This is a genomic window from Streptomyces sp. NRRL S-1813, from assembly GCF_000719605.1.
GTDB classification, from domain to species: Bacteria; Actinomycetota; Actinomycetes; order Streptomycetales; family Streptomycetaceae; genus Streptomyces; species Streptomyces decoyicus.
Window position 1 is genome coordinate 71,885 of the sequence record NZ_JOHB01000029.1, and the last position, 20,679, is coordinate 92,563.

At 71.9% G+C, this 20,679-nt stretch carries 19 protein-coding genes, 1 pseudogene and 1 riboswitch; of the genes and pseudogenes, 11 read left to right on the forward strand and 9 right to left on the reverse strand.

Features of this window, described 5'->3' with window-relative positions; translation table 11 throughout:
- Positions 1-13: 13 nt before the first annotated feature.
- The 4 genes and pseudogenes from IF67_RS0130385 to IF67_RS0130400 form a co-directional block, all read right to left on the reverse strand.
- A complete protein-coding gene (locus IF67_RS0130385; RefSeq protein ID WP_030991086.1) occupies positions 14-817 on the reverse strand; it encodes a maleylpyruvate isomerase family mycothiol-dependent enzyme in 804 nt (267 codons plus the stop codon).
- Between the two features lie 76 nt (positions 818-893).
- On the reverse strand, positions 894-1,964 hold the full coding sequence (locus IF67_RS0130390) for a prenyltransferase/squalene oxidase repeat-containing protein (RefSeq protein ID WP_030991088.1): 1,071 nt from the start codon (positions 1,962-1,964) through the stop codon (positions 894-896).
- A 242-nt stretch (positions 1,965-2,206) separates the two neighbouring features.
- Positions 2,207-2,944, reverse strand: a pseudogene (locus tag IF67_RS0130395) (methyltransferase domain-containing protein); the annotation flags it as partial.
- 70 nt (positions 2,945-3,014) lie between these two features.
- Entirely contained in the window at positions 3,015-4,427 is a 1,413-nt protein-coding gene (locus IF67_RS0130400) for a glycosyltransferase family 4 protein (RefSeq protein ID WP_030991091.1), read from the reverse strand.
- A 239-nt stretch (positions 4,428-4,666) separates the two neighbouring features.
- Here IF67_RS0130400 and IF67_RS0130405 point away from each other — a divergent pair, with 239 nt between their 5' ends.
- A complete protein-coding gene (locus IF67_RS0130405) occupies positions 4,667-5,320 on the forward strand; it encodes a TetR family transcriptional regulator (protein ID WP_037840044.1) in 654 nt (217 codons plus the stop codon).
- 82 nt (positions 5,321-5,402) lie between these two features.
- Here the strand turns inward: IF67_RS0130405 and IF67_RS0130410 are convergent, their stop codons facing one another.
- A complete protein-coding gene (locus tag IF67_RS0130410; protein ID WP_030991093.1) occupies positions 5,403-5,636 on the reverse strand; it encodes a ferredoxin in 234 nt (77 codons plus the stop codon).
- Complete coding sequence (locus IF67_RS0130415) at positions 5,636-7,087, reverse strand: aldehyde dehydrogenase (protein ID WP_030991095.1); 1,452 nt, start codon at positions 7,085-7,087, stop codon at positions 5,636-5,638. The genes IF67_RS0130410 and IF67_RS0130415 overlap by 1 nt, the downstream gene beginning before the upstream one ends.
- Positions 7,088-7,358: 271 nt before the next feature.
- On the opposite strand from IF67_RS0130415, the gene IF67_RS0130420 reads away from it, so the two are divergent.
- The 6 genes from IF67_RS0130420 (at position 7,359) to IF67_RS0130445 (ending at position 14,781) form a co-directional block, all read left to right on the forward strand.
- Complete coding sequence (locus IF67_RS0130420) at positions 7,359-8,453, forward strand: MBL fold metallo-hydrolase (RefSeq protein WP_030991097.1); 1,095 nt, start codon at positions 7,359-7,361, stop codon at positions 8,451-8,453.
- 221 nt (positions 8,454-8,674) lie between these two features.
- Positions 8,675-8,854: riboswitch (cobalamin riboswitch) on the forward strand.
- 168 nt (positions 8,855-9,022) lie between these two features.
- The gene (locus tag IF67_RS0130425; protein ID WP_030991099.1) at positions 9,023-10,345 is read left to right on the forward strand and encodes a prenyltransferase/squalene oxidase repeat-containing protein; all 1,323 of its coding nucleotides are present in this window, start codon (positions 9,023-9,025) and stop codon (positions 10,343-10,345) included.
- The gene (locus IF67_RS0130430; RefSeq protein WP_030991100.1) at positions 10,345-11,019 is read left to right on the forward strand and encodes an SCO2322 family protein; all 675 of its coding nucleotides are present in this window, start codon (positions 10,345-10,347) and stop codon (positions 11,017-11,019) included. The genes IF67_RS0130425 and IF67_RS0130430 overlap by 1 nt, the downstream gene beginning before the upstream one ends.
- A complete protein-coding gene (locus tag IF67_RS0130435; RefSeq protein WP_051818748.1) occupies positions 11,016-12,209 on the forward strand; it encodes a CbiQ family ECF transporter T component in 1,194 nt (397 codons plus the stop codon). Before IF67_RS0130430 ends, IF67_RS0130435 begins: the two co-directional genes overlap by 4 nt.
- Positions 12,206-13,873, forward strand: a complete 1,668-nt coding sequence (locus tag IF67_RS0130440) for an ABC transporter ATP-binding protein (protein WP_030991103.1) — start codon at positions 12,206-12,208, stop codon at positions 13,871-13,873. The genes IF67_RS0130435 and IF67_RS0130440 overlap by 4 nt, the downstream gene beginning before the upstream one ends.
- Positions 13,870-14,781, forward strand: a complete 912-nt coding sequence (locus IF67_RS0130445) for an ECF transporter S component (protein WP_030991104.1) — start codon at positions 13,870-13,872, stop codon at positions 14,779-14,781. Before IF67_RS0130440 ends, IF67_RS0130445 begins: the two co-directional genes overlap by 4 nt.
- 39 nt (positions 14,782-14,820) lie before the next feature.
- Here IF67_RS0130445 and IF67_RS0130450 read toward each other — a convergent pair whose 3' ends face one another.
- Complete coding sequence (locus IF67_RS0130450; RefSeq protein ID WP_030991106.1) at positions 14,821-15,990, reverse strand: steroid 3-ketoacyl-CoA thiolase; 1,170 nt, start codon at positions 15,988-15,990, stop codon at positions 14,821-14,823.
- Positions 15,991-16,225: 235 nt separating this feature from the next.
- Here IF67_RS0130450 and IF67_RS0130455 point away from each other — a divergent pair, with 235 nt between their 5' ends.
- The 4 genes from IF67_RS0130455 (at position 16,226) to IF67_RS0130470 (ending at position 19,705) form a co-directional block, all read left to right on the forward strand.
- A complete protein-coding gene (locus IF67_RS0130455) occupies positions 16,226-17,458 on the forward strand; it encodes a cytochrome P450 (protein ID WP_030991108.1) in 1,233 nt (410 codons plus the stop codon).
- Between the two features lie 345 nt (positions 17,459-17,803).
- Positions 17,804-18,424 carry a DUF6230 family protein gene (locus IF67_RS0130460; RefSeq protein ID WP_030991110.1) on the forward strand — a complete coding sequence of 207 codons (621 nt, stop codon included), beginning with the start codon at positions 17,804-17,806 and terminating at the stop codon, positions 18,422-18,424.
- Positions 18,415-18,858, forward strand: coding sequence for a DUF6114 domain-containing protein (locus tag IF67_RS0130465; RefSeq protein WP_037840046.1), 444 nt, complete (start codon positions 18,415-18,417; stop codon positions 18,856-18,858). The genes IF67_RS0130460 and IF67_RS0130465 overlap by 10 nt, the downstream gene beginning before the upstream one ends.
- Before the next feature lie 148 nt (positions 18,859-19,006).
- Positions 19,007-19,705, forward strand: a complete 699-nt coding sequence (locus IF67_RS0130470) for a hypothetical protein (protein ID WP_030991115.1) — start codon at positions 19,007-19,009, stop codon at positions 19,703-19,705.
- A 77-nt stretch (positions 19,706-19,782) separates the two neighbouring features.
- Here IF67_RS0130470 and IF67_RS0130475 read toward each other — a convergent pair whose 3' ends face one another.
- Complete coding sequence (locus IF67_RS0130475; RefSeq protein WP_324608898.1) at positions 19,783-20,175, reverse strand: hypothetical protein; 393 nt, start codon at positions 20,173-20,175, stop codon at positions 19,783-19,785.
- On the reverse strand, positions 20,172-20,679 hold a 508-nt coding region (locus IF67_RS0130480), incomplete at its 5' end, for a cbb3-type cytochrome c oxidase subunit I (protein WP_199812802.1). The genes IF67_RS0130480 and IF67_RS0130475, both read right to left, overlap by 4 nt.

The window sequence follows — 20,679 nt, forward strand, 5'->3', positions numbered from 1 at the left end:
GCGGCCGTGCCGCTCACCCGAAGGACGCGTACGTCAGCCACTGGTCGAGCAGGGCGCGCTCGCCGAGCACCTCGACCCGGTCGCTGTCGGCGGGCAGCCGGCGGTAGAGGACCTGGAGCACATCGGTGAGGGGGCCGCGCAGCGCGACCGCCGCCTTCTCATGGGTGCGGCGGTGGGTGGGCGTCTCCCCCGTGAGGTCGAGCAGCCACTCGGCGTCCACGCCGGGCGGGGCGTCGGTGGCGTGGACGTGAAGCGTGCGGCCGGGGCCGAGCAGTCCGGCCCCGCGCTCGGCGAAGCGGGCCGCCACCATGGGCAGTTCGCCGATCTGGAGCCACTCTTCCAGGCAGTCCGCTGCGACCGGGGCGGGGACATCGAAGGGGACACCGGCGGTGAGCGCCGCATCGGCCCGGTGGACGACCGTCTCATGGGTCATCCGGCGGGCCCAGAACCCCGTGTTCTGCTCCGGCGTCCAGCTCCAGACCTCCGTATCGGGGCCGGCCTCCCGCAGCGCGGCCACGGTCTGCTCAACACCCGCCGCCAGCCAGGCGTCCAGCGCCGCCGCGTCCCCGCCCTCGGGCCCGGCGCCGTCGGGGACGTCCGCGGGGTCGACGCTCTTCGCAGCGCGGGTGGCGACGATCGTGCCGACCCAGCGGTGCGCACCCCCCACATGCCGGGCGAGGTCGGCCAGCGTCCAGTCGGGGCAGGTCGGCACGGTCGCCGAGAGGTCGGCCGTCCGCACGATGTCCCGGAGCCTGCCGGTCTCGGCGAGGAGCTGAGCGCAGTATTCCTCGTGGGTGAGGGAGCCTTGGAGAGTCATGTGTCGCACAGTAGTGCGCCCCTCCTCGGCTCGTCCTCCCCTTTCGGCGCGTCCCTGCCGGGCTCCCGCCGGCCTCCTACCGGCAGCAGTCCGGAGCGAGTCCCTCCGGCAGCCGCTCGCCTCCGAAGACCGAGGTGGTGGCCTCGTCGCCGCCCAGAGCGGCCACCGCGAGCAGGAGCGAACCGGCTGTCCAGGAGGTGAGTTCGCGGGGCCAGATCGCGTCGTCGTCGAAGACATAGCCGGTCCAGTACATGCCGTCCTCGGCGCGGAGGTGCTGCATCCACTTGAGGATCTGTACGGCCCGTTCGGACTCCCCCATCGCCCACAGCGCGAGCGCCAGTTCCGCGCTCTCGCCGCCGGTGACCCAGGGGTTGGGCAGCACACAGCGCACCCCCAGGCCGGGCACGACGAAGTGCTCCCACTCCGCGTCGATACGTTCCCTGGCCGCGGCGCCGCGGACCGCGCCGCCCAGGATCGGGTAGTACCAGTCCATGGAGTAGCGGGCCTTGTCGAGGAACCGCTCGGGGTGGCTGCGTATCGCATGGCCGAGGCTGCCGACCGCCAGCTCCCAGTCGGGCTGCGGCTCCTCGCGCTGTTCGGCGAGGGCGAGCGCACAGCGCAGCGCCTGGTATATCGACGACGAGCCGGTCAGCAGCGCCTCGTTGACGGGCGTGCCGTCGTCCTCGCGCTTCCAGCCGATCTCGCCGCCGGGCTGCTGGAGCTCCAGCACGTACTCGACCGCCGAATGGACCGCGGGCCACATGCGGTCGAGGAAGGCCTCGTCGCCGGTGGACAGGTAGTGGTGCCAGACGCCGACCGCGAGGTAGGCGCAGAAGTTGGTCTCCCGGCCGCGGTCGGTGGGCGCCTCGGCGTCACCGTCGGCGTAGGCCGCGTACCAGGACCCGTCCGGGTTCTGATGCCGTACCAGCCAGTCGTACGCGGCCTCGGCACGCTCGTGTTCACCGGCCGCGTCCAGGGCCATGGCGGCCTCGGTGTGGTCCCACGGGTCGAGGTGGTGGCCGCGGAACCAGGGGATCGCGCCGTCCGACCGCTGGGTCGCGAGGATGCCGGCCACCGTGCGGGCCGCCTGTTCGGCGGTGAGCACCCCCGGCAGGACGAGCCGTTCGGTACGCCCGGGACTTGTCACTTGGCGGCCCCTGCGGAGGGCTTGGCGGAAGACTTGACGGAAGACTTGGAGGCGGGCTTGGCCGGCGCCTTGGTGCCCGATGCGGCGCCCGACATGGCGCCGGACGTGGCGCCGGACGTGGCGCCGGATTTGGCGCCTTGCGCGGACTTCCGGCGCGGTGCGGAGGACTTGGCCGCCGGCTTCGTGGCCTTGGTGGCCTTCGTGGCGGGACCGGCGGTGGCCTCGTCGGCCGGCTCGCCCGCATCGGTGGCGGCCGCCGCCTCGGGCAGATGCGGCTTGGTGGCGTAGACGACGAAGCTCTTGCCGATGACGGGGTTGAGCGCCCGCTCGGCGAGCCGGGTGGCCAGCGGCTTCTTCATGATGTCCCAGACCAGCAGCTTGTGGTACGCCTGCACCGGCAGCGCCTTGTCGTTGTCCACCCCGAAGGCGCACTTGAGCCACCAGTAGGGGCTGTGCAGCCCGTGCGCATGGTGGGTGCCGTACGGCTCCAGCCCGGCCTCCCGCATCTTGCCGAGCAGCTCGTCACCGCGGTAGATGCGGATGTGGCCGCCCTCGACCTCGTGGTAGGCGTCGCTGAGCGTCCAGCAGACCTTCTCGGGGCCGTACCGCGGGACGGTGACCGCGATCCGGCCGCCGGGCCGCAGCACCCGGACCATCTCGGCCAGCACCCCCTTGTCGTCGGGGATGTGCTCCATGACCTCGGAGATGATCACGACGTCGAAGCTGTCGTCGGGGAACGGCAGGTTCAGCGCATCGCCCTCCATGGCGGTGGCGGAGGCGCCCGCCGGGGCCTCGCCCGCCTCCTCCATCGCGGCGAACCACTTGGCGACCTCGCGGATCTCCTCGCCGTTCTGGTCGAGGGCGACGACCTGCGCGCCGCGCCGGTAGCACTCGAAGGCATGCCGGCCCGCGCCGCACCCCAGATCGAGCACACGATCGCCCGGAGCGAGCGGGAAACGGGAAAAGTCGACGGTCAGCACGGCGTTCTGCTTTCGTCCGGCGGTTGGTGGCGGTGGTGGCTGCAAGAAGGAGGAGGGGCCGGGCGGGCCGCTAGACGTGTCCGGCGGGGCTCGGGGCGGGCGCGGCGCCGGCGGCCCCTGCGGACGCGGCCCGCAGGGAGGTTCTGGTGGCGGCCCGGCCGCCCTGGAGGGCGATGGCCTCGCGGTAGCGCTCGGCGGTGCCGAGGGCGGCCTGGCGCCACGTGAAGCGGGACAGCACCCGTTCCCGGCCGGCCGCGCCGAGCCGGCGGCGCAGCGTCTCGTCGCCCAGGAGGCGGAGCAGCCCGCCCGCCAGTGCGTCGGCATCACCCGGCGGCACCGCGAGACAGGTCTCGCCGTCCGGCCCGGCGACCTCGGGGATGGCGCCGCCGGTGGTCGCCAGCAACGGGGTGCCGGTGGCCATCGCTTCGGCCGCGGGCAGCGAGAAGCCCTCGTAGAGGGAGGGGACACAGGCGATCTGGGCGCTGCGGACCAGATCGACGAGTTCGCCGTCGGTGATGCCCTTGACGAATTCGATCGCGCCGGACAGCCCGAGCCGCTCGATGGCGGCGGCGACCGGCCCGTCGTCGGCGCGCTTGCCGACGACCACCAGATGCGCGTCGGGGTTCTCGGTGCGCACCTTGGCGAGCGCCTCGACCAGGTGGATCAGGCCCTTGAGCGGCACGTCCGCGCTGGAGGTGGTGACGATCCGTCCCGGCACCTCGGGCACCGACGCATCTGGCGCGAACAGGTCGGTGTCGGCGCCGATATGCACCACATGGATCCGGCCGGCGGACACCCCGAGGTCGTCGACGATCTCCTGGCGGGAGGAGCCGGAGACGGTCAGCACGGACGGCAGCCGCCGGGCGACGCGCTTCTGCATACGGGTGAAGCCGTACCAGCGGCGGACGGAGGCGCGGCGCTTCCAGCCGCCGGCGGCTTCCAGGTCGAGCCGGCGGTCGACGGTGATGGGGTGGTGGATGGTGGTGACCAGCGGGGCGCCGAGCGCGTCGGGACCGCCGAGCAGGCCGTAGCCGAGGGTCTGGTTGTCGTGGACGACATCGAACTGGCCGCGGCGGGCGGCCAGATGGCGCCGGGCCCGCAGGGAGAAGGTCAGCGGCTCGGGGAAGCCGCCGGTCCACATCGTGCCGGCCTCGAGGGCGTCGATCCAGTCGCGGTACTCGCCGCGCTTCGGCGTACGGAACGGGTCCGGCTGGCGGTAGAGGTCGAGGCTGGGCAGCTCGGTCAGGGTCACCCCGTCGTCGAGGACGGGGTAGGGCTGGGCGCCGATGACCTCGACGGTGTGGCCGAGACGGGCCAGTTCGCGCGAGAGGTGGCGTACATAGACGCCCTGACCGCCGCAGAACGGGTTCCCCTTGTACGTGAGCATCGCGATGCGCAGGGGACGCTCACCGTTCGACGGGGCGGAGGCCGAGGAGGCCTCTGCGGGGCGAGGCGCGGCTGCCTGGACGGCCTCTGCGGTCACGCTCGGCCCCCTTCTCACTGGACTTTCGCCGGAGCGTAACCGCTGGCGGTAATCTAGAACAAGTTTCAGAACTGATTGGCTACTCATCAGTTCACCGAGCTTCGAATCTACCGGCCGAGAACGATGCGAAAAGAGCCGCACCAGGTGATTCGCGCCACCACCCGCCCCCCTGCCATGCTGTGCCGATCACACCACCGGCACTCGCCGCATCGCGGACGGAATGCCACGGAATGGGAAATATGACTACGGAATCCAAGGCGGCCAGGCCGACGCTTCCCGCGAGTCCTCCCCTGACCGAGCGTCAGGAGGCCCGGCGCCGCCGCATCCTGCACACCAGCGCCAAGCTGGCGTCCCGTGGTGGCTTCGACGCCGTGCAGATGCGCGAGGTCGCCGAGTCCTCGGGCGTCGCGCTGGGCACCCTCTACCGCTACTTCCCCTCCAAGGTGCATCTGCTGGTCGCCACCATGCAGGACCAGCTCCAGCACATGCACGAGACCCTGCGCAAGCGTCCGCCGTCGGAGCAGGACCCGGGCGCGCGGGTCGCCCAGACCCTGATGCGGGCGTTCCGCGCACTCCAGCGCGAGCCGCATCTCGCGGACGCGATGGTGCGCGCGCTGACCTTCGCCGACCGCTCCGTCAGCCCCGAGGTCGACACCGTCTCCCGGCTGACCACCGCGATCATCCTCGACGCGATGGGACTGGACGGCCCCGCCACCCCCGAACAGCTCTCCGCGGTCCGGGTCATCGAGCACACCTGGCACTCGGCACTGATCACCTGGCTGTCCGGACGCGCCTCGATCGCCCAGGTGAAGATAGACATCGAGACGGTCTGCCGGCTGATCGACCTCACCTCGCCGGACCGCGAGCGTTCACCCCGCCACCCCCACGGGTAGTTGGCCCGCAAGGGGTCCACCGACCCCCTACGGGACCACCACCCACACCCCCTACGGGCCTCCCCCACCCCGGGGGCACCCCTCACTCCTCCGGCGGGAAGACCGCCTCGCCGCTGCCGGCCACGGTCAGGGTGATCGCCTCGACGGGGCACCCCTCGGCCGCGGCCAGCACGCTCTCGTCGGTATCCGTCTCCGGCGCCGCCGGGTGCGACTGCCGGGCGGTGTCCAGCCGGAAGCCCTCCGGCGCCGCCGCGACGCACAACCCCGAGCCGATGCACACGCCCCGGTCCACCTCCACCTGCCAGCGGTCCCCCATCAGGCACCCGCCGGCAGATGGATCATCTTGTGCTCCAGGTAAGCGCCGAAGCCCTCGGGCCCGAACTCCCGCCCGATGCCGGAGTTCTTGTAGCCGCCGAACGGGCCGAGCATGTCGATGCTGAAGGTGTTCACCGAGTACGTACCGGTGCGCACCTGCCGCGCGATCTCGATGCCGTGGTCGACGTCTGCCGTCCATACGGAACCCGAGAGCCCGTAGTCGGAGTCGTTGGCGATCCGTACCGCCTCCGCCTCGTCGTCATACGGCAGCAGGCAGATGACCGGGCCGAAGATCTCCTCGCGGGCGATCCGCATGGAGTTGGCGACCTCGCCGAAGAGGGTCGGCTCGACGTACCAGCCCGTCGGCTGCCCCTGGGGCCGGCCGCCGCCGGTGAGGAGCTTGGCTCCTTCCTTCCGGCCGAGCTCGATGTAGTCCAGTGAGCGCTCCTGCTGGCGGCGGGCGACCAGCGGGCCGAGTTCGGTGGCCGGATCCAGCGGGTCGCCGACGGTGAGCGCGGATGCCGCCGCGGTGAACCGTTCGGCGATCTCGTCGTAGTGGCTGCGCGGGGCGAGGATCCGCGTCTGGGCCACACAGGCCTGACCGTTGATCATCCAGGCGAACGGCACGATGCCGGCCACCGCCGCGTCCAGATCCGCGTCCGGCAGGATCACCGCCGCGGACTTCCCGCCCAGCTCCAGCGTGACGCGGCTGAGATTCCGGGCCGCGACCTCCATGACCCGCTTGCCCGCCGCCACCGATCCGGTGAACGAGATCTTGTCCACACCCGGGTGCCCGACCAGGTACTCGCTGACTTCGCGGTCCGCGGGCAGGATCGACAGCACCCCTTCCGGCAGCCCGGCCTCCGTCGCGATCTCCGCGAGGAGGTACGCGTCCAACGGGGTCTCCGGGGACACCTTCAGCACCACCGAGCAGCCGGCCAGCAGTGCCGGTGCGAGCTTGGCGGCGGCGGTGAACTGCGGGACGTTCCACGGCACCACGGCCGCGACCACCCCGGCCGGCTCCCGCCGCACCAGCAGCGGACCCAGCACCCCGTTCCGCCGCTCCTCGAAGGGGAAGTCACGGGCCACCGTCAGCGCCGCGTCCCACACCAGCATCGCGGCCAGCGACTGCACCATGACGCCCGAGGTGAAGGGCGTGCCGTTCTCGGAGCTGATGACCTTGGCGATCTCCTCGCTGCGGGCGGCGAAGGCGTCCTTGATACGGGTCACCACCGCGATCCGGTCCGCCAACGGCGCGTTCGCCCACACCCCGGAGTCGAAAGACGAACGGGCCGCGGCCACCGCGCGGTCGACATCGGCGCGCGAGGCATGCGGCACCCGGCCGATGACCTGCTCGGTGTGGGGCGAGACGACCTCGATCGTGTCCCGGGCGGCCGGATCGGCCCACTCACCGCCTATGTAGAGCTTTCCGTGCTCGACGAGGTCGCTCATCGCTGCCGCCTCCTGCGGGTTGGCCGCCTGTTCGGCGATCCCTGACGGTTCCTGGGGCTCCCGGACGAGTCGGCCCCGGGATGCTTCCTGACGTGGCGTCAGGATCACGCACTGCATCAGAACTGATACCAGTTCTAGTTGGAGGAGTCCACGGCGCCGGCCAAATACCAACTCCCCCGAGAGGAAGGGGTACTTCGAGCCGCAATGAAACCCGTTCTAGTTATAGTGAGGGCCGGGCACCAGGTGTATGCCACACCGAGAGGGGACCGGGATGACGACGCAGGTGACCGACCACAAGGGCGGGGTGTGGAGCATCGCCGTCCCCATCCCGGACAACCCGCTCGGCCACACCCTCGTCCACCTCCTGGAGACCGACCGCGGCCCGGCGCTCATCGACACCGGCTGGGACGACCCGGACTCCTGGGACACCCTCGTCGCCGGCATCGGCGCCTGCGGCTTCGCCCTCGCCGATCTCCACGGCGTCCTGATCACGCACCATCACCCCGACCACCACGGACTCTCGGCCAAGGTGCGGGAGGCCTCCGGCGCCTGGATCGCGATGCACGCCGCGGACACCGCCGTGGTCCGCCGCACCCGCGAGGCCGATCCGGGCCGGTGGCTCGACCGGCTGACCGCCCGGCTCGCGGCGGCGGGCGCACCGGACGGGCATCTGGCACCGCTGCGGAAGGCGCGCGCCGAGGGGCGCGGCCGGAAGCTGCCCGGACAGGGGGCCGCATTGCCGGACCGTGACATCGGCCCCGGCGAGCTGCTCGATCTGCCGGGGCGCCGGGTGCGCGCCATCTGGACACCCGGGCACACCCCGGGGCATGTCTGCCTCCATCTGGAGGAGGAGCACCCCTCGGGCGGGTCCCGCGGCTTCGGCCGGCTCTTCTCCGGCGACCATCTCCTCCCCGGCATCACCCCGCACATCGGCCTGTACGAGGACCCGGAGGGCGACGGGGGTTCCCCCTGCGAAGCCGGGAGCGGGCGAGAAGTGGCGAGCCCGGCGGGCGTCCCCGACCCCCTGGGCGACTACCTCGACTCCCTCGCCCACGTCGGCCGGCTCGCCCCCGCCGAGGTGCTGCCCGCCCACCAGCACGCCTTCACCGACGCCGGCGGACGTGTCCGCGAGCTCCTCGCCCACCACGAAGCACGGCTCTCCCAGCTGCGGGCGCTGCTCCGCGAGCCCCGCACTGCCTGGCAGCTCGCCATGGCCATGGAGTGGAACCGCCCCTGGGACCAGATTCCCTACGCCTCCCGCAATATCGCCGTCTCGGAGGCGGAGGCCCATCTGCGCCGTCTGGTGAAGCAGGGACAGGCGGAGCGGGTGCCCGGGTCCGATCCGGTGCGGTACCAGGCGGTGTGAGGGCGGGGACGCGGGCGCTCGGTCCTGCCCGGTGGGCGGGGCAGCGTTGATCCGTCCCCGGGGCGCGGCCGGTTCGCACACGGGGGCGCGGCCGGTTCGTGGCGGGGGCAGCGCTGGTTCGTGGCGGGGACAGAGCCGGTTCGTGGCGGGGACAGCACTGGTTCGTTCCCGGGCGCGGCTGGTTTCCGCCCGGCGCGGTGCCGGCTCGTACGTGCGAGCGAGTGCCCTGACGGGCGCCGGTTAAGGTGTGCGGGACAACTTCATCCGTACCCGATCGGGGAAAGCCGGTGGAAATCCGGCGCTGACCCGCAACCGTGAGGACGGCCCCTCCGCACCGCGCCCCCGGCCCGGTGTGGACGGCCGTACGAGCCGGAGCACCCGACCGGGCACGACCAAGGCTCCCGCCACCGAAGCCGCCGCCCGTGCGGACGGCCGGTGCGCGGCACCGTCGAGGTATACGGAGCTGAGCCCGGTGCCACCGTGCCCGATCCATGGATCGGCGCGCGGGTGGCCGGCCGAGCGCGGCTGCGTAGCATCCGCCGCGACCCGACCCGAGAGGCACCGACCCGATGGCCCCCATGGCTTCCATGGCTCACCAGGCCCCTTTGACGCATTCCGTCGCCTTCCTGGCGCGCCGCGCCGCCACGGCGCTGGCGGCCGTGCTGGTGCTGGGCGCGGCCGCTGCCCCCGCCGCATACGCCGACTCCCCGTCCGCGTCCCCCAAGAAGCTGCCCGACGGGCTGTACGGCTCCAAGGACCCGCAGTACGACGGGGTCTGGCGGCAGTCGCTCGCACTGCTGGCCCAGGACACCGTGGGCGTGCGCCCCGCGGCGTCTGCCGTGAACTGGCTGGCCGGTCAGCAGTGCGCCGACGGCTCGTTCACCGCCTTCCGTGCCGAGCCGGGCAAGCCCTGCGACGCCAAGACCCTGCGGGACACCAACCCGACGGCCGCCGCGGTGCAGGCGCTGGCCGCGCTGGGCGGGCACCGCGACGCCGTGAAGAAGGCCGTGAGCTGGCTGAAGTCGGTGCAGAACGACGACGGCGGCTGGAGCTCGATGGCCGGCTCGGCCAGCGATGCCAATTCCACCTCCGTGGTCATCGGCGCGCTCGCGGCGGCGGGCGAGAAGCCGCAGTCCGTGACGTCGAAGAAGGGCGGCAAGACCCCCTACGACGGGCTGCTCACCTTCCAGCTCGGCTGTGCGGCGAAGGGGGACGGGCGCGGCGCGTTCGCCTTCCAGCTCAAGGGGGCGGCCCCGAACGCCGACGCCACCGCGGCCGCGGCGACCGGAGCGCGCGGCAGGGGCTTCGTCGTCGAGCCGGCCGGCAAGGGCGCGGACACCCCGGTCAAGCCGCTGAGCTGCAAGGACGGGGACAAGGAAGGCAAGGGGGACAAGAAGGCGGGCGCCGACGACCCGGCACAGGCTGCCGAGGCCGGCGACGCCTACCTCGTCGCACAGCTCGACGAGAACGGCCAGCATCTGCTCTCCGCGATGCCGGGCGCGGAGGATCAGCCCGACGTCGGCAACACCGCCGACGCCGTGGTGGCGCTGGCGGCCGGCGCACACGGCGCCGCCGCCGCGAAGCCGCTGAAGTGGCTGGAGAAGAACTCGGCTGACTGGGCGAAGCAGAGCGGCCCCGCCGCCTACGCCCAGCTGGTGCTGGTCGCGCACGCCACCGGCACCGACCCGCGCTCCTTCGGCGGCACCGACCTGGTGGCCGCGCTCAACGCCACCGGCCCCGAGCCGGCCGCCGCGGCGAAGAAGGACACCAAGGACGCCGACGACTCCAAGGACGGCGGCGGCCTGGGCGTGGTGTGGGTCATCGGCATCGGCCTCGCCATCGGCGCCGGCATCGGCTTCCTGCTCAGCAGCCGTAAGAAGAGCCGGCTCTGATGCGGCGTACCGGGATCGCCGCAGCCGTGCTGCTGGCCGGTGCGGTCACCGGTCTGGCCGCCGGGCCCGCCCAGGCGCAGGAGTACCGCTACTGGTCCTTCTGGGACGGGAAGGGCAGCTCCTGGGCGTACGCCACCGAAGGGCCCGCCACCGTGCGGCCGGCCGACGGCGCGGTGGAGGGCTTCCGCTTCGCCGTCAGCGCCGACTCCGCCGCGGCCGGCAAGCCCCGTGCGGCCGCCGGTTTCGACGCGATCTGCCACGCCACCCCCGCCAAGGAGGGCCGCAAGCGGATCGGCATCGTCATCGACTTCGGCATCGCGGCGGACGCGCCCGGCGGCGAGCAGCCGCCGAAGGCCAGGACGGAGTGCGCCCAGGTGGGCGAGGACGCCTCGGCGGGGGAGGCGCTGGCGGCGGTCGTCCGGTCGCTGCGCTATGACTCCCACGCCTTGCTGTGCGCCATCGCCGGCTATCCGAAGTCGGGGTGCGCGGACCAGGTGAAGGGCGCGAAGGAGCCCGCGTCCTCCGCTTCGCCTTCTTCGGACGCGGCGGCGGACGGGGGCGAGGCGACCGGCGGGGGCGACGGCGGCCCGTCCGCCGGGCTGGTCGGCGGTGTCGCGGCCGTCGTCGTACTGGGCGCGGCGGCGGTGTGGCAGGCGCGCCGCCGACGCGGATGAGCGCCCCGCAGGCGACCCGCACCACCGCGCTGCACGCCGGCGCCTGGTGGCTGTGGGCGCTCGGTCTGGCCACCGCGGCCTCCCGCACCACCGATCCGCTGCTGCTGGGGCTGCTGGTGGGGGTGGCCGGCTATGTCGTCGCGGCCCGCCGTACGGAGGCGCCGTGGGCGCGTTCGTACGGCGCGTTCGTCAAGCTCGGCCTGGTCGTGATCGCCGTCCGGCTGGCCTTCGCCTTCTTCCTCGGCTCGCCGATTCCCGGTACCCACACCCTTGTCGCGCTGCCCGAAGTACCGCTGCCGGACTGGGCGAAGGGTGTCCGGATCGGCGGCCGGGTCACCGCGGAAGGCATGGTCTTCGCGCTGTACGACGGGCTGAAACTGGCCACCCTCCTCATCTGCGTGGGCGCCGCCAACGCGCTCGCCAACCCTGCCCGGCTGCTGAAGTCCCTGCCCGGTGCGCTCTACGAGGCGGGCGTCGCGGTCGTCGTCGCGATGACCTTCGCACCGAACCTGGTCGCCGACGTCCAGCGGCTGCGCGCCGCCCGGCGGCTGCGCGGCCGCCCCGACCGTGGTGTCAAGGCGCTCCTCCAGGTCGGACTGCCCGTTCTGGAGGGCGCGCTGGAGCGCTCGGTGGCGCTGGCCGCGGCCATGGACGCGCGCGGCTACGGCCGTAGCGCCGAGGTACCGCCGGCCGTACGGCACCTCACCTCCGTCCTCACCCTCGGCGGGCTGCTCGGCATCTGCGCGGGTACGTACGGGCTGCTGGGCGACACCGGGGGCGGCTACGGAGTGCCGCTGCTGCTCGCCGGGCTGGCGGCTGCGCTCGCCGGGCTGTGGCTCGGCGGCCGCCGGTCGGTGCGCAGCCGCTACCGGCCCGACCGGTGGGGTGTCCGCGCCTGGCTGGTCGCGGGCTCCGGCACCGCCGTCGCCGCCCTGATGATCTGGGCGAACGACTATGCCCCCGCCGCCCTCCACCCGCCCGCCGTCCCGCTCACCGCCCCCGTCCTCCCGCTCTGGCCGGCCGTCTCCGTGCTCGTGGGGCTGCTGCCCGCGTTCGTCGCCCCGCTCCCGTCGGGCGCGGACCGGGCGGACCGGGCGGACCGGGCGGACCAAGGGGAACGGGCTGACCGGGCCGCGTCCCGTGGCCGTGCCCCCGATGTCGATCCGCGCATGAAGGAGCCCACCCAGTGATCCGGTTCGAGCAGGTCTCGGTCACCTACGGCGACGCCGCGGCGCCCGCCGTCCAGGGCATCGACCTGACCGTCCCCGAGGGCGAACTGTGCCTCCTCGTCGGCCCCTCCGGCGTCGGCAAGTCCACCGTCCTGAACGCCGTCTGCGGCCTGGTCCCGCACTTCACCGGCGGCACCCTGCGCGGCCGGGTCACCGTCGACGGCCGGGACACCCGCACCCACAAACCGCGCGAACTGGCCGATGTCGTCGGCACCGTGGGCCAGGACCCGCTGGCCCACTTCGTCACCGACACCGTCGAGGACGAACTCGCCTACGGTATGGAGTCGCTGGGCCTGGCCCCCGACGTGATGCGCCGCCGCGTCGAGGAAACCCTGGACCTGCTGAGCCTGGCCGACCTGCGCGACCGTGCCCTCACCACCCTCTCGGGCGGCCAGCGGCAGCGGGTGGCGATCGGGTCGGTCCTCACCACCCACCCCAAGGTCCTGGTCCTCGACGAGCCGACTTCGGCACTCGACCCCGCCGCCGCCGAAGAGGTCCTCGCCGTACTCCAACGCCTGGTCCACGACCTCGGCACCACGGTGCTCCTGGCCGAACACCGTCTGGAGCGCGTGGTCCAATACGCCGACCACGTCATCCTGCTCCCCTCTCCCGGCGCGCCCCCCGTCATGGGCGCCCCGGCCGACATCATGGCCGTCTCCCCCGTCCACCCCCCGGTGGTGGCCCTCGGCCGCCTCGCCCGGTGGTCCCCCCTCCCCCTCTCCGTACGCGATGCCCGCCGCAAGGCCGCACCCCTGCGCGAGCGGCTGACCGGGGTCAGGCCGAAGGCGCCGGGGGGCGACGTGAGTGGGGATGCGGGAGGCACTGCGACAGCGTCGGCACCTGCTGGCGCGGGCTCCCCGGCCGAGCCGGCCGCGGCCGTTTCCGGGCTCAGTGTCCGTCGCGGGCGGATCGCGGCGCTGCACCAGGTGGATCTCACCGTGCGGCGCGGCGAGACCCTTGCCCTGATGGGGCGTAACGGTGCGGGGAAGTCCACCCTCCTCACCACCCTCGTCGGCATGCACCCACCGGCCTCCGGCACCGTGCGGGTCGGCGCCGCCACACCGCACCGCACCAGCCCCCGCACCCTCCTGCGGCATGTCGGCCTGGTCCCCCAGGAACCTCGTGACCTCTTGTACGCGGACACCGTCGCCGCGGAATGCGCCGCGGCCGACCAGGACGCGGGCGCCGCCGCCGGCAGTTGCCGGGCCCTGGTGACGCAACTGCTGCCGGACGTCCCGGACTCCGTTCACCCCCGGGACCTGTCCGAGGGCCAACGGCTCGCCCTCGCCCTTGCCGTCGTGCTGACCGCCCGGCCTCCGCTGCTCCTCCTCGACGAGCCCACCCGCGGCCTGGACTACGCCGCCAAGGCCCGTCTGATCGAGGTGCTGCGCGCACTGGCCGCCGAGGGCCACGCCATCATCCTGGCCACCCATGACGTGGAACTCGCCGCCGAACTGGCCCAACGTGTCGTCATCCTCGCCGACGGCGAGATCGTCGCCGACGGTCCCACCGAGGAGGTCGTGGTCTCCTCCCCCTCCTTCGCACCGCAGGTCGCCAAGGTCCTGGCGCCGCTGCCCTGGCTGACCGTTCCTCAGGTGGCCGACGCCCTGGAGGCCACCGCATGACCGCGCACCCGCACCCGCACCCGCACCCGCACCGGACGGACGGCGACGGACCCCGCACCGGCCCCGGTGCCGGCCCCGGCCGCCAGGTCCGTGCCGTACGGCTCGGTCCCCGCTCCGTCGCCGCCCTGGTGCTCATCTCGGCCATCGGTGTGATGGCCTTCGGGTGGCCGCTGCTCGCCGACTCCGCCTCCGGGCTCGCCCATTCCAGGGACGCACCCTGGCTGTTCGCCGCGCTGCTGCCGATGCTGCTCGCCGTCGTCGTGGCGACCATTGCCGACACCGGCCTGGACGCGAAGGCCATCGCCATGCTCGGTGTCCTGGCCGCGGCCGGGGCCGCGATGCGCCCGCTGGGCGCGGGGACGGCCGGTATCGAGCCGATGTTCTTCCTGATGGTGTTGGCGGGACGCGTGCTCGGCCCCGGCTTCGGGTTCGTGCTGGGTTCGGTGGCGATGTTCGCGTCGGCGCTGCTGACCGGCGGGGTCGGCCCCTGGATGCCGTTCCAGATGCTGACGATGGGGTGGGTGTCGATGGGCGCCGGCCTGCTGCCGGGGCCCGAGCGGCTGCGCGGCCGCCGTGAACTGGCCGTGCTCGCCACCTATGGAGCCGTCTCCGCCGTCCTCTACGGCCTGATCATGAACCTCCAGGGCTGGCCCTATATCGCCGGCATGGCCTCGGGGGTCTCCTTCGTCCCCGGCGACCCGCTCGACCAGAACCTCGCCCGCTATATCGCCTACTGCCTCGCCACCTCCCTCGGCTGGGACCTCCCCCGGGCCCTGGTCACCGTGGTCCTCACCTGCACGCTGGGCGGCACCGTTCTCAAGGCCCTGCGCCGCGCCACCCGCCGCGCGGCCTTCGACGTCCCCGTCTCCTTCACTCCCGATCCGCCCCGAGGGGCCGCCTCCCCGTGACCGGGGCCGTGATGCCCGTGCCCACAACCGCTACAGCCGCTACAGCCGCTGGATGATCGTCCCCGTCGCCAGTGCCCCGCCCGCGCACATGGTGATCAGGGCGAATTCCTTGTCCCTGCGTTCGAGTTCATGGAGTGCGGTGGTGATCAGCCGGGCGCCGGTGGCGCCGACCGGATGCCCCAGGGCGATCGCGCCGCCGTTCACATTCACCTTCTCCAGGTCCTGCTCGAAGACCTGCGCCCAGGAGAGGACGACGGCGGCGAAGGCTTCGTTGATCTCGACGAGATCGATGTCCTTGAGGGACATCCCGGCCTTGCCCAGCACGGCGCGGGTGGCGTCGATGGGGCCGTCCAGGTGGAAGTGCGGATCGGAGCCGACCAGCGCCTGGGCCACGATGCGGGCCCGTGGCTTGAGTTTGAGGGCGCGTGCCATGCGCTTGGAGGCCCACATCACCGCGGCGGCGCCGTCGGAGATCTGCGAGGAGTTGCCCGCCGTGTGGACGGCGGTCGGCATCACGGGCTTGAGGCCGCCCAGCGCCTCCATGCTGGTGTCGCGCAGCCCTTCGTCGTGGTCGACCAGCCGCCACATGCCCTGGCCCGCGGCCTGTTCGTCCTCGGTGGTGGGGACCTGGACCGCGAAGGTCTCCCGTTTGAAGCGTTCCTCGGCCCAGGCGGTGGCCGCCCGCTCCTGTGAGATCAGGCCGAGCGAGTCGACGTTCTCGCGGGTCAGCCCCCGGTTGCGGGCGATGCGTTCGGCCGCTTCGAACTGGTTGGGCAGGTCGACGTTCCACTCATCGGGCCAGGGCTTGCCGGGGCCGTGCTTGGAGCCGCTGCCGAGCGGCACCCGGGACATCGCCTCGACGCCGCAGCCGATGCCGATGTCGATGACACCGCCCGCGATCATGTTGGCCACCAGGTGGTTGGCCTGCTGGGAGGAGCCGCACTGGCAGTCCACGGTGGTCGCGGCGGTCTCGTACGGCAGGCCCATCGCCAGCCAGGCGTTGCGTGCCGGGTTCATGGACTGCTCACCGGCGTGGGTGACGGTGCCGCCGACGATCTGTTCGATGCAGTCGGGCTGGATGCCGGTACGGGCGAGGAGTTCGCGGTAGGTCTCGCCCAGGAGGTAGGCGGGGTGCAGATTGGCGAGCGCGCCTCCGCGCTTGCCGATGGGGGTGCGTACTGCTTCGACGATGACGGGTTCCGCGGCCATGACTGACTCGTCCTCTCCTCACGTCCGAGGGCGTCCCGGCACCCACGGAAGAAGAACTAGTACGCGTTCTAGTTCTACAAACAGTCTTATGAGCCGCCCCCCGCGGCGCAAGGGGCGTGCAACACCGTTGTCCGCAACGGGAGTCGCCGCACCCCTTGCCTCTTGCAGAACTCGTTACTACCTTCACCGCGACCCATACCTGATGAGCCGTCAGACGAGGGACCAGGAGTCGCCGATGCCATGCCCCGCGTTGCCCGAAGGGTTCGACTTCACCGACCCCGACGTCTACCAGTCCCGCGTTCCGCTCCCCGAGTTCGCGCAGCTGCGGCAGACCGCGCCCGTGTGGTGGAACGCCCAGCCGCACGGCATTGCCGGCTTCGGTGACGACGGCTATTGGGTAGTCACCCGCCATCAGGACGTCAAGGAGGTGTCCACCAAACCGGACATCTTCTCCGCGAACCTCAACACCTCGATCATCCGCTTCCACGCGTCCATGACCCGCGACCAGATCGACGTACAGAAACTGATCATGCTGAACATGGACCCGCCCGAGCACACCAGGGTCCGCCAGATCGTGCAGCGCGGCTTCACCCCGCGCTCGATCCGTGCCCTGGAGGACGCGCTGCGCGACCGGGCGGCGCAGATCGTCGCCGAGGCCCGCCGGAAGGACTCCGGGGACTTCGTCACCGATGTCGCCTGCGAACTTCCCCTTCAGGCCATCGCGGAGCTCATCGGCATCCCCCAGGACGACCGGATCCGCATCTTCGACTGGTCGAACAAGATGGTCGCCTACGACGATCCGGAACTGGCGATCACCGAAGAGGTCGGCGTCAACGCCGCCATGGAGCTGATCTCGTATGCGATGAACCTCGCCGCGGCACGCAAGGAATGCCCGGCCAAGGACATCGTCAGCCAGCTGGTGGCGGCGGAGCACGAGGGGAATCTCGGCTCCGACGAGTTCGGCTTCTTCGTGCTGCTGCTGGCGGTGGCCGGCAACGAGACCACGCGCAACGCCATCACCCACGGGATGCACGCCTTCCTCACCCACCCCGACCAGTGGGAGCTCTACAAGCGCGAGCGTCCCGCGACGGCGGCCGAGGAGATCGTGCGGTGGGCGACGCCGGTGGTCTCCTTCCAGCGCACCGCCACCCAGGACACCGAACTGGGCGGCACGAAGATCAAGAAGGGCCAGCGGGTGGGGATCTTCTACTCCTCGGCCAACAACGACCCCGAGGTCTTCGACCACCCCGAGGTCTTCGACATCACCCGCGACCCCAACCCCCACCTGGGGTTCGGCGGCGGCGGACCGCACTTCTGCCTCGGTAAGTCCCTTGCCGTCCTGGAGATCAACCTGATCTTCAACGCGCTCGCGGACGTGACGCCCGGCATCTCCCTGGCGGGCGATCCGCGCCGGCTCCGCTCGGCCTGGCTCAACGGCGTCAAGGAGCTACAGGTTCACTACGGCTGACCGGCCGGGCCGCCGCGTGGGGCACGGCGAACGGCAAGCGGCAAGCGGCAAGCGGCAAGCAACGAGCGGCGAAAGCCGGACCAGCGGTATGTCCGAAAACGGTTCCGCCGCCAACCTTGCCAGTTGTCATGGGCAGACTTACATTCAACTCGCCAGTAACACTCGGCAGTTCGGCATTTTCGCGCACAGCTCGGCAGCGTGCACCCCCGAGCCGCACGTTCTCCCCCATGTATGCGCACGGCGGCTCCCCGGCGCGTTTTGAGTACCACGCGCACCCTGCGCATCAGCACTCCCCCGCACGTTTCGGCAGTGCGCTCCACCGCTCTTCGAAGGGGACATACCGTTATGAAGGACGCACACGGCAGACCTGTCACGGGGCGCATCAGCTGGCGGAAGTTCGCCGTGCTGTCCGTCCCGGCCCTCGCCGGCACCGCCGCCCTGGGCATCGCCCTGGCCAACGGGGCGCTGGCGGCATCATTCGCCGTCTCGGGACAGCAGTTCAAGGTCTCCGCGGACAGCCTCACGGGCAAGGGATTCGCCCAGTACGGCGGTGTGGACGCGAACGCCAGGGGAGATCTCCTGCCGGTCGCCGTCACCGCCATCAAGACGGCCCAGCTGGACCATCTGTGCCAGTCGGTCGTCACCCACCTGCCGGTCATCGGCGATATCTCGCTCAACCTCAGCGCCGGAACGGGCAGCAAGCCCGTCGAGGCGAGTGATCTCTTCGTGGACGCCACCCAGCTCTCCGGCAACGCGTCCTTCCACAACATCGAGATCGGCCGGGACGCCTCCACCCTGGACAAGGGCCCCGACACGGCCCAGGGCTTGCAGGACCTCTTCGCCCAGCAGGCCGATGACGTCAACATCAGCAACCTCCGGCAGACCGCCTGGGCGACCAACGCGGGGACCTTCAAACTGTCCGGCCTGAGCATGAAGATCTCCAAGGGCAAGAAGGAATGCTTCTGACCTGGCGGCGCTGGCGGACGGGGCGGCCCTTCTGGGGCGGTCTGGCGGCCGTCATCGCCGGCGCCGAGATCTGCGCCCTCCCCCTGGCGCCGCTGAAGATCATGCTGCAACAGGGCATTGCCGGTATCCCGTCAGTGCTGATGGGGCTGGTGATGATCGTGATGGGGCTCTCGGCGTGGTTCGCGCCGCACTACCGGGGCCTCGCGGGCGTGCTCACCGTGCTGTGCGCGGCGGCCGCGCTGGTGATGTCCAATCTCGGCGGCTTTCTGATCGGCACCGTCATCGGGATTCTCGGCGGCTCGATGATCTTTGCCTGGCAGCCGGTCGTGCCCGCGGAACCCGAAACCGCCGCCACACCCGAGGCCGCCGCCGAACCCGGCGCACCCGCACCCGCACCCGCACCCGCACCCGCACCCGCACCCAGCGAGCCGTAGCCGGCGGGCCGTAGCCCCCTGCCGCCCGTCGCGCGGCGCCCGCCCGTACGCGTACCCCCACACCTTCGTCCGCGTACGGGCCCCGAGCGCTGCCCGCACCACCCGCCGCACCACTCCTCCGGCACCACCCCTCATAAGGAGACCCACGATGACGATGACGCAGCCCGCCCGGCGTACGCCCCCTCAGCGCGTCTTACTCACCGCCGGCACCGGGATCGTCGCGGCCCTCGGCCTGTCGCTCGCCATGACGACCGCGGCGACGGCACAGCCCGCCGGGACGCCGTCCGCCGCGGCGGCGGCCACGACCGTGACCCCCGCTGGTCACGGCTTCACCGCCACGCTCAGCGGCAAGGCCACCTTCAAGGCCGGTTCGGTGACCGTCACGTGTACGACCTCGTCCTCCAGCGGGCAGGTCCCTGACGCGCCCGGCAACCACAACCCGGACGGTGCGGTGAGCAGTTCCACCACCCCGGCGACCTACGGCTCCTGTACGACGAGCATGCCCGGTGTCAGCGCGACCGTCGCCACGAGCGGGGCCTGGGGCGTGGCCATGCAGAACGGGGCGCCGGTGACCGCCGGACTGACCATCCCCGTAGGCGGGTTCGTGCTCAAGACCAGCGGTCTTGCGTCCTGCACGGTGACCGCGGCGCCCACCTCGGCGGCGACGGTGAACGGCACCTGGACCAACGGCGCGCCGGCCACGCTCGCCTTCGCCAACGCGTCGGTGCCGGTGAAGGTGACCGGTGGTTTCGGCTGCCCGACCAGCTCGACCAGCTCGACGTTCAACGCCGTCTACCAGGTCAGCGACACCACCGACCCCGCGTCCCAGATCACCGTCACCGGCTGAGCCGCGGCCCCGCCACGGGTGACGGCCGCCGCACGCGGGCGTCACCCGTTCCCGTCCCGTGCCGGGCCGTTGCCCCCTCAGTGCGCGGTCAGGCCGACGGCCGTCATGGCCAGCAGCGCGGCCACGGCCACCGAGCCGCTCAGGAGCGCGGTGATCAGCCGTCGCCGCAGGGCCCGGTAGACGCCTTCGTATTCGGTCCGCAGGGTGGCACTGCGGACCGAGATGCGCTCCAGACAGGCCCGGGAGGCGTCGCGCTGGTCCTGGCAGTAGCGCAGCTCCACTTCCTGTCGCTGGGAATCGGTGAGCCAGGGCAGACCGGCGCAGAAGGCCTCCGCACGGGTGCGGGCCCGGTCCTTCTCCGCCTCCCAGAGGAGATATCCCTCGATCTCACTGATGGCCTGGTCGTGGTTCCGGTAGTGGTCCTGGTCCTGGTCCATCCACATGTCGCCGCTTCGCCTGCCCTCACTCATGTGCGTGCTCCGATGCCGGTTGCGGGCGTGTTCCCGGTATCCGCCAGGGCCTCGATCCCGCGGCCGATCTCCGGGTGATGCAGGTCGAACGCCGGGGATTCGGAGCGAATACGCGGCAGGGTACGGAAATTGTGCCGCGGCGGCGGGCAGGACGTCGCCCACTCCAGCGAGCGGCCGTAGCCCCACGGGTCGTCGACCTCGACCTTCTCTCCGTACTTCGCCGTCTTCCAGACGTTGTAGAAAAACGGCAGGAGGGAGAGTCCGAGGAGGAAGGAGAAGATGCTGGAGACGGTGTTCAGGGCGGTGAATCCGTCGGCGGCGAGATAGTCGGGAATGCGGCGGATCATGCCCTCGGCGCCCAGCCAGTGCTGGACGAGGAAGGTGCCGTGGAAGCCCACGAACAGTGTCCAGAAAGTGATCTTGCCGAGCCGCTCGTCCAGCATCTTGCCGGTGAACTTCGGCCACCAGAAGTGGAAGCCGGCGAACATCGCGAAGACGACCGTG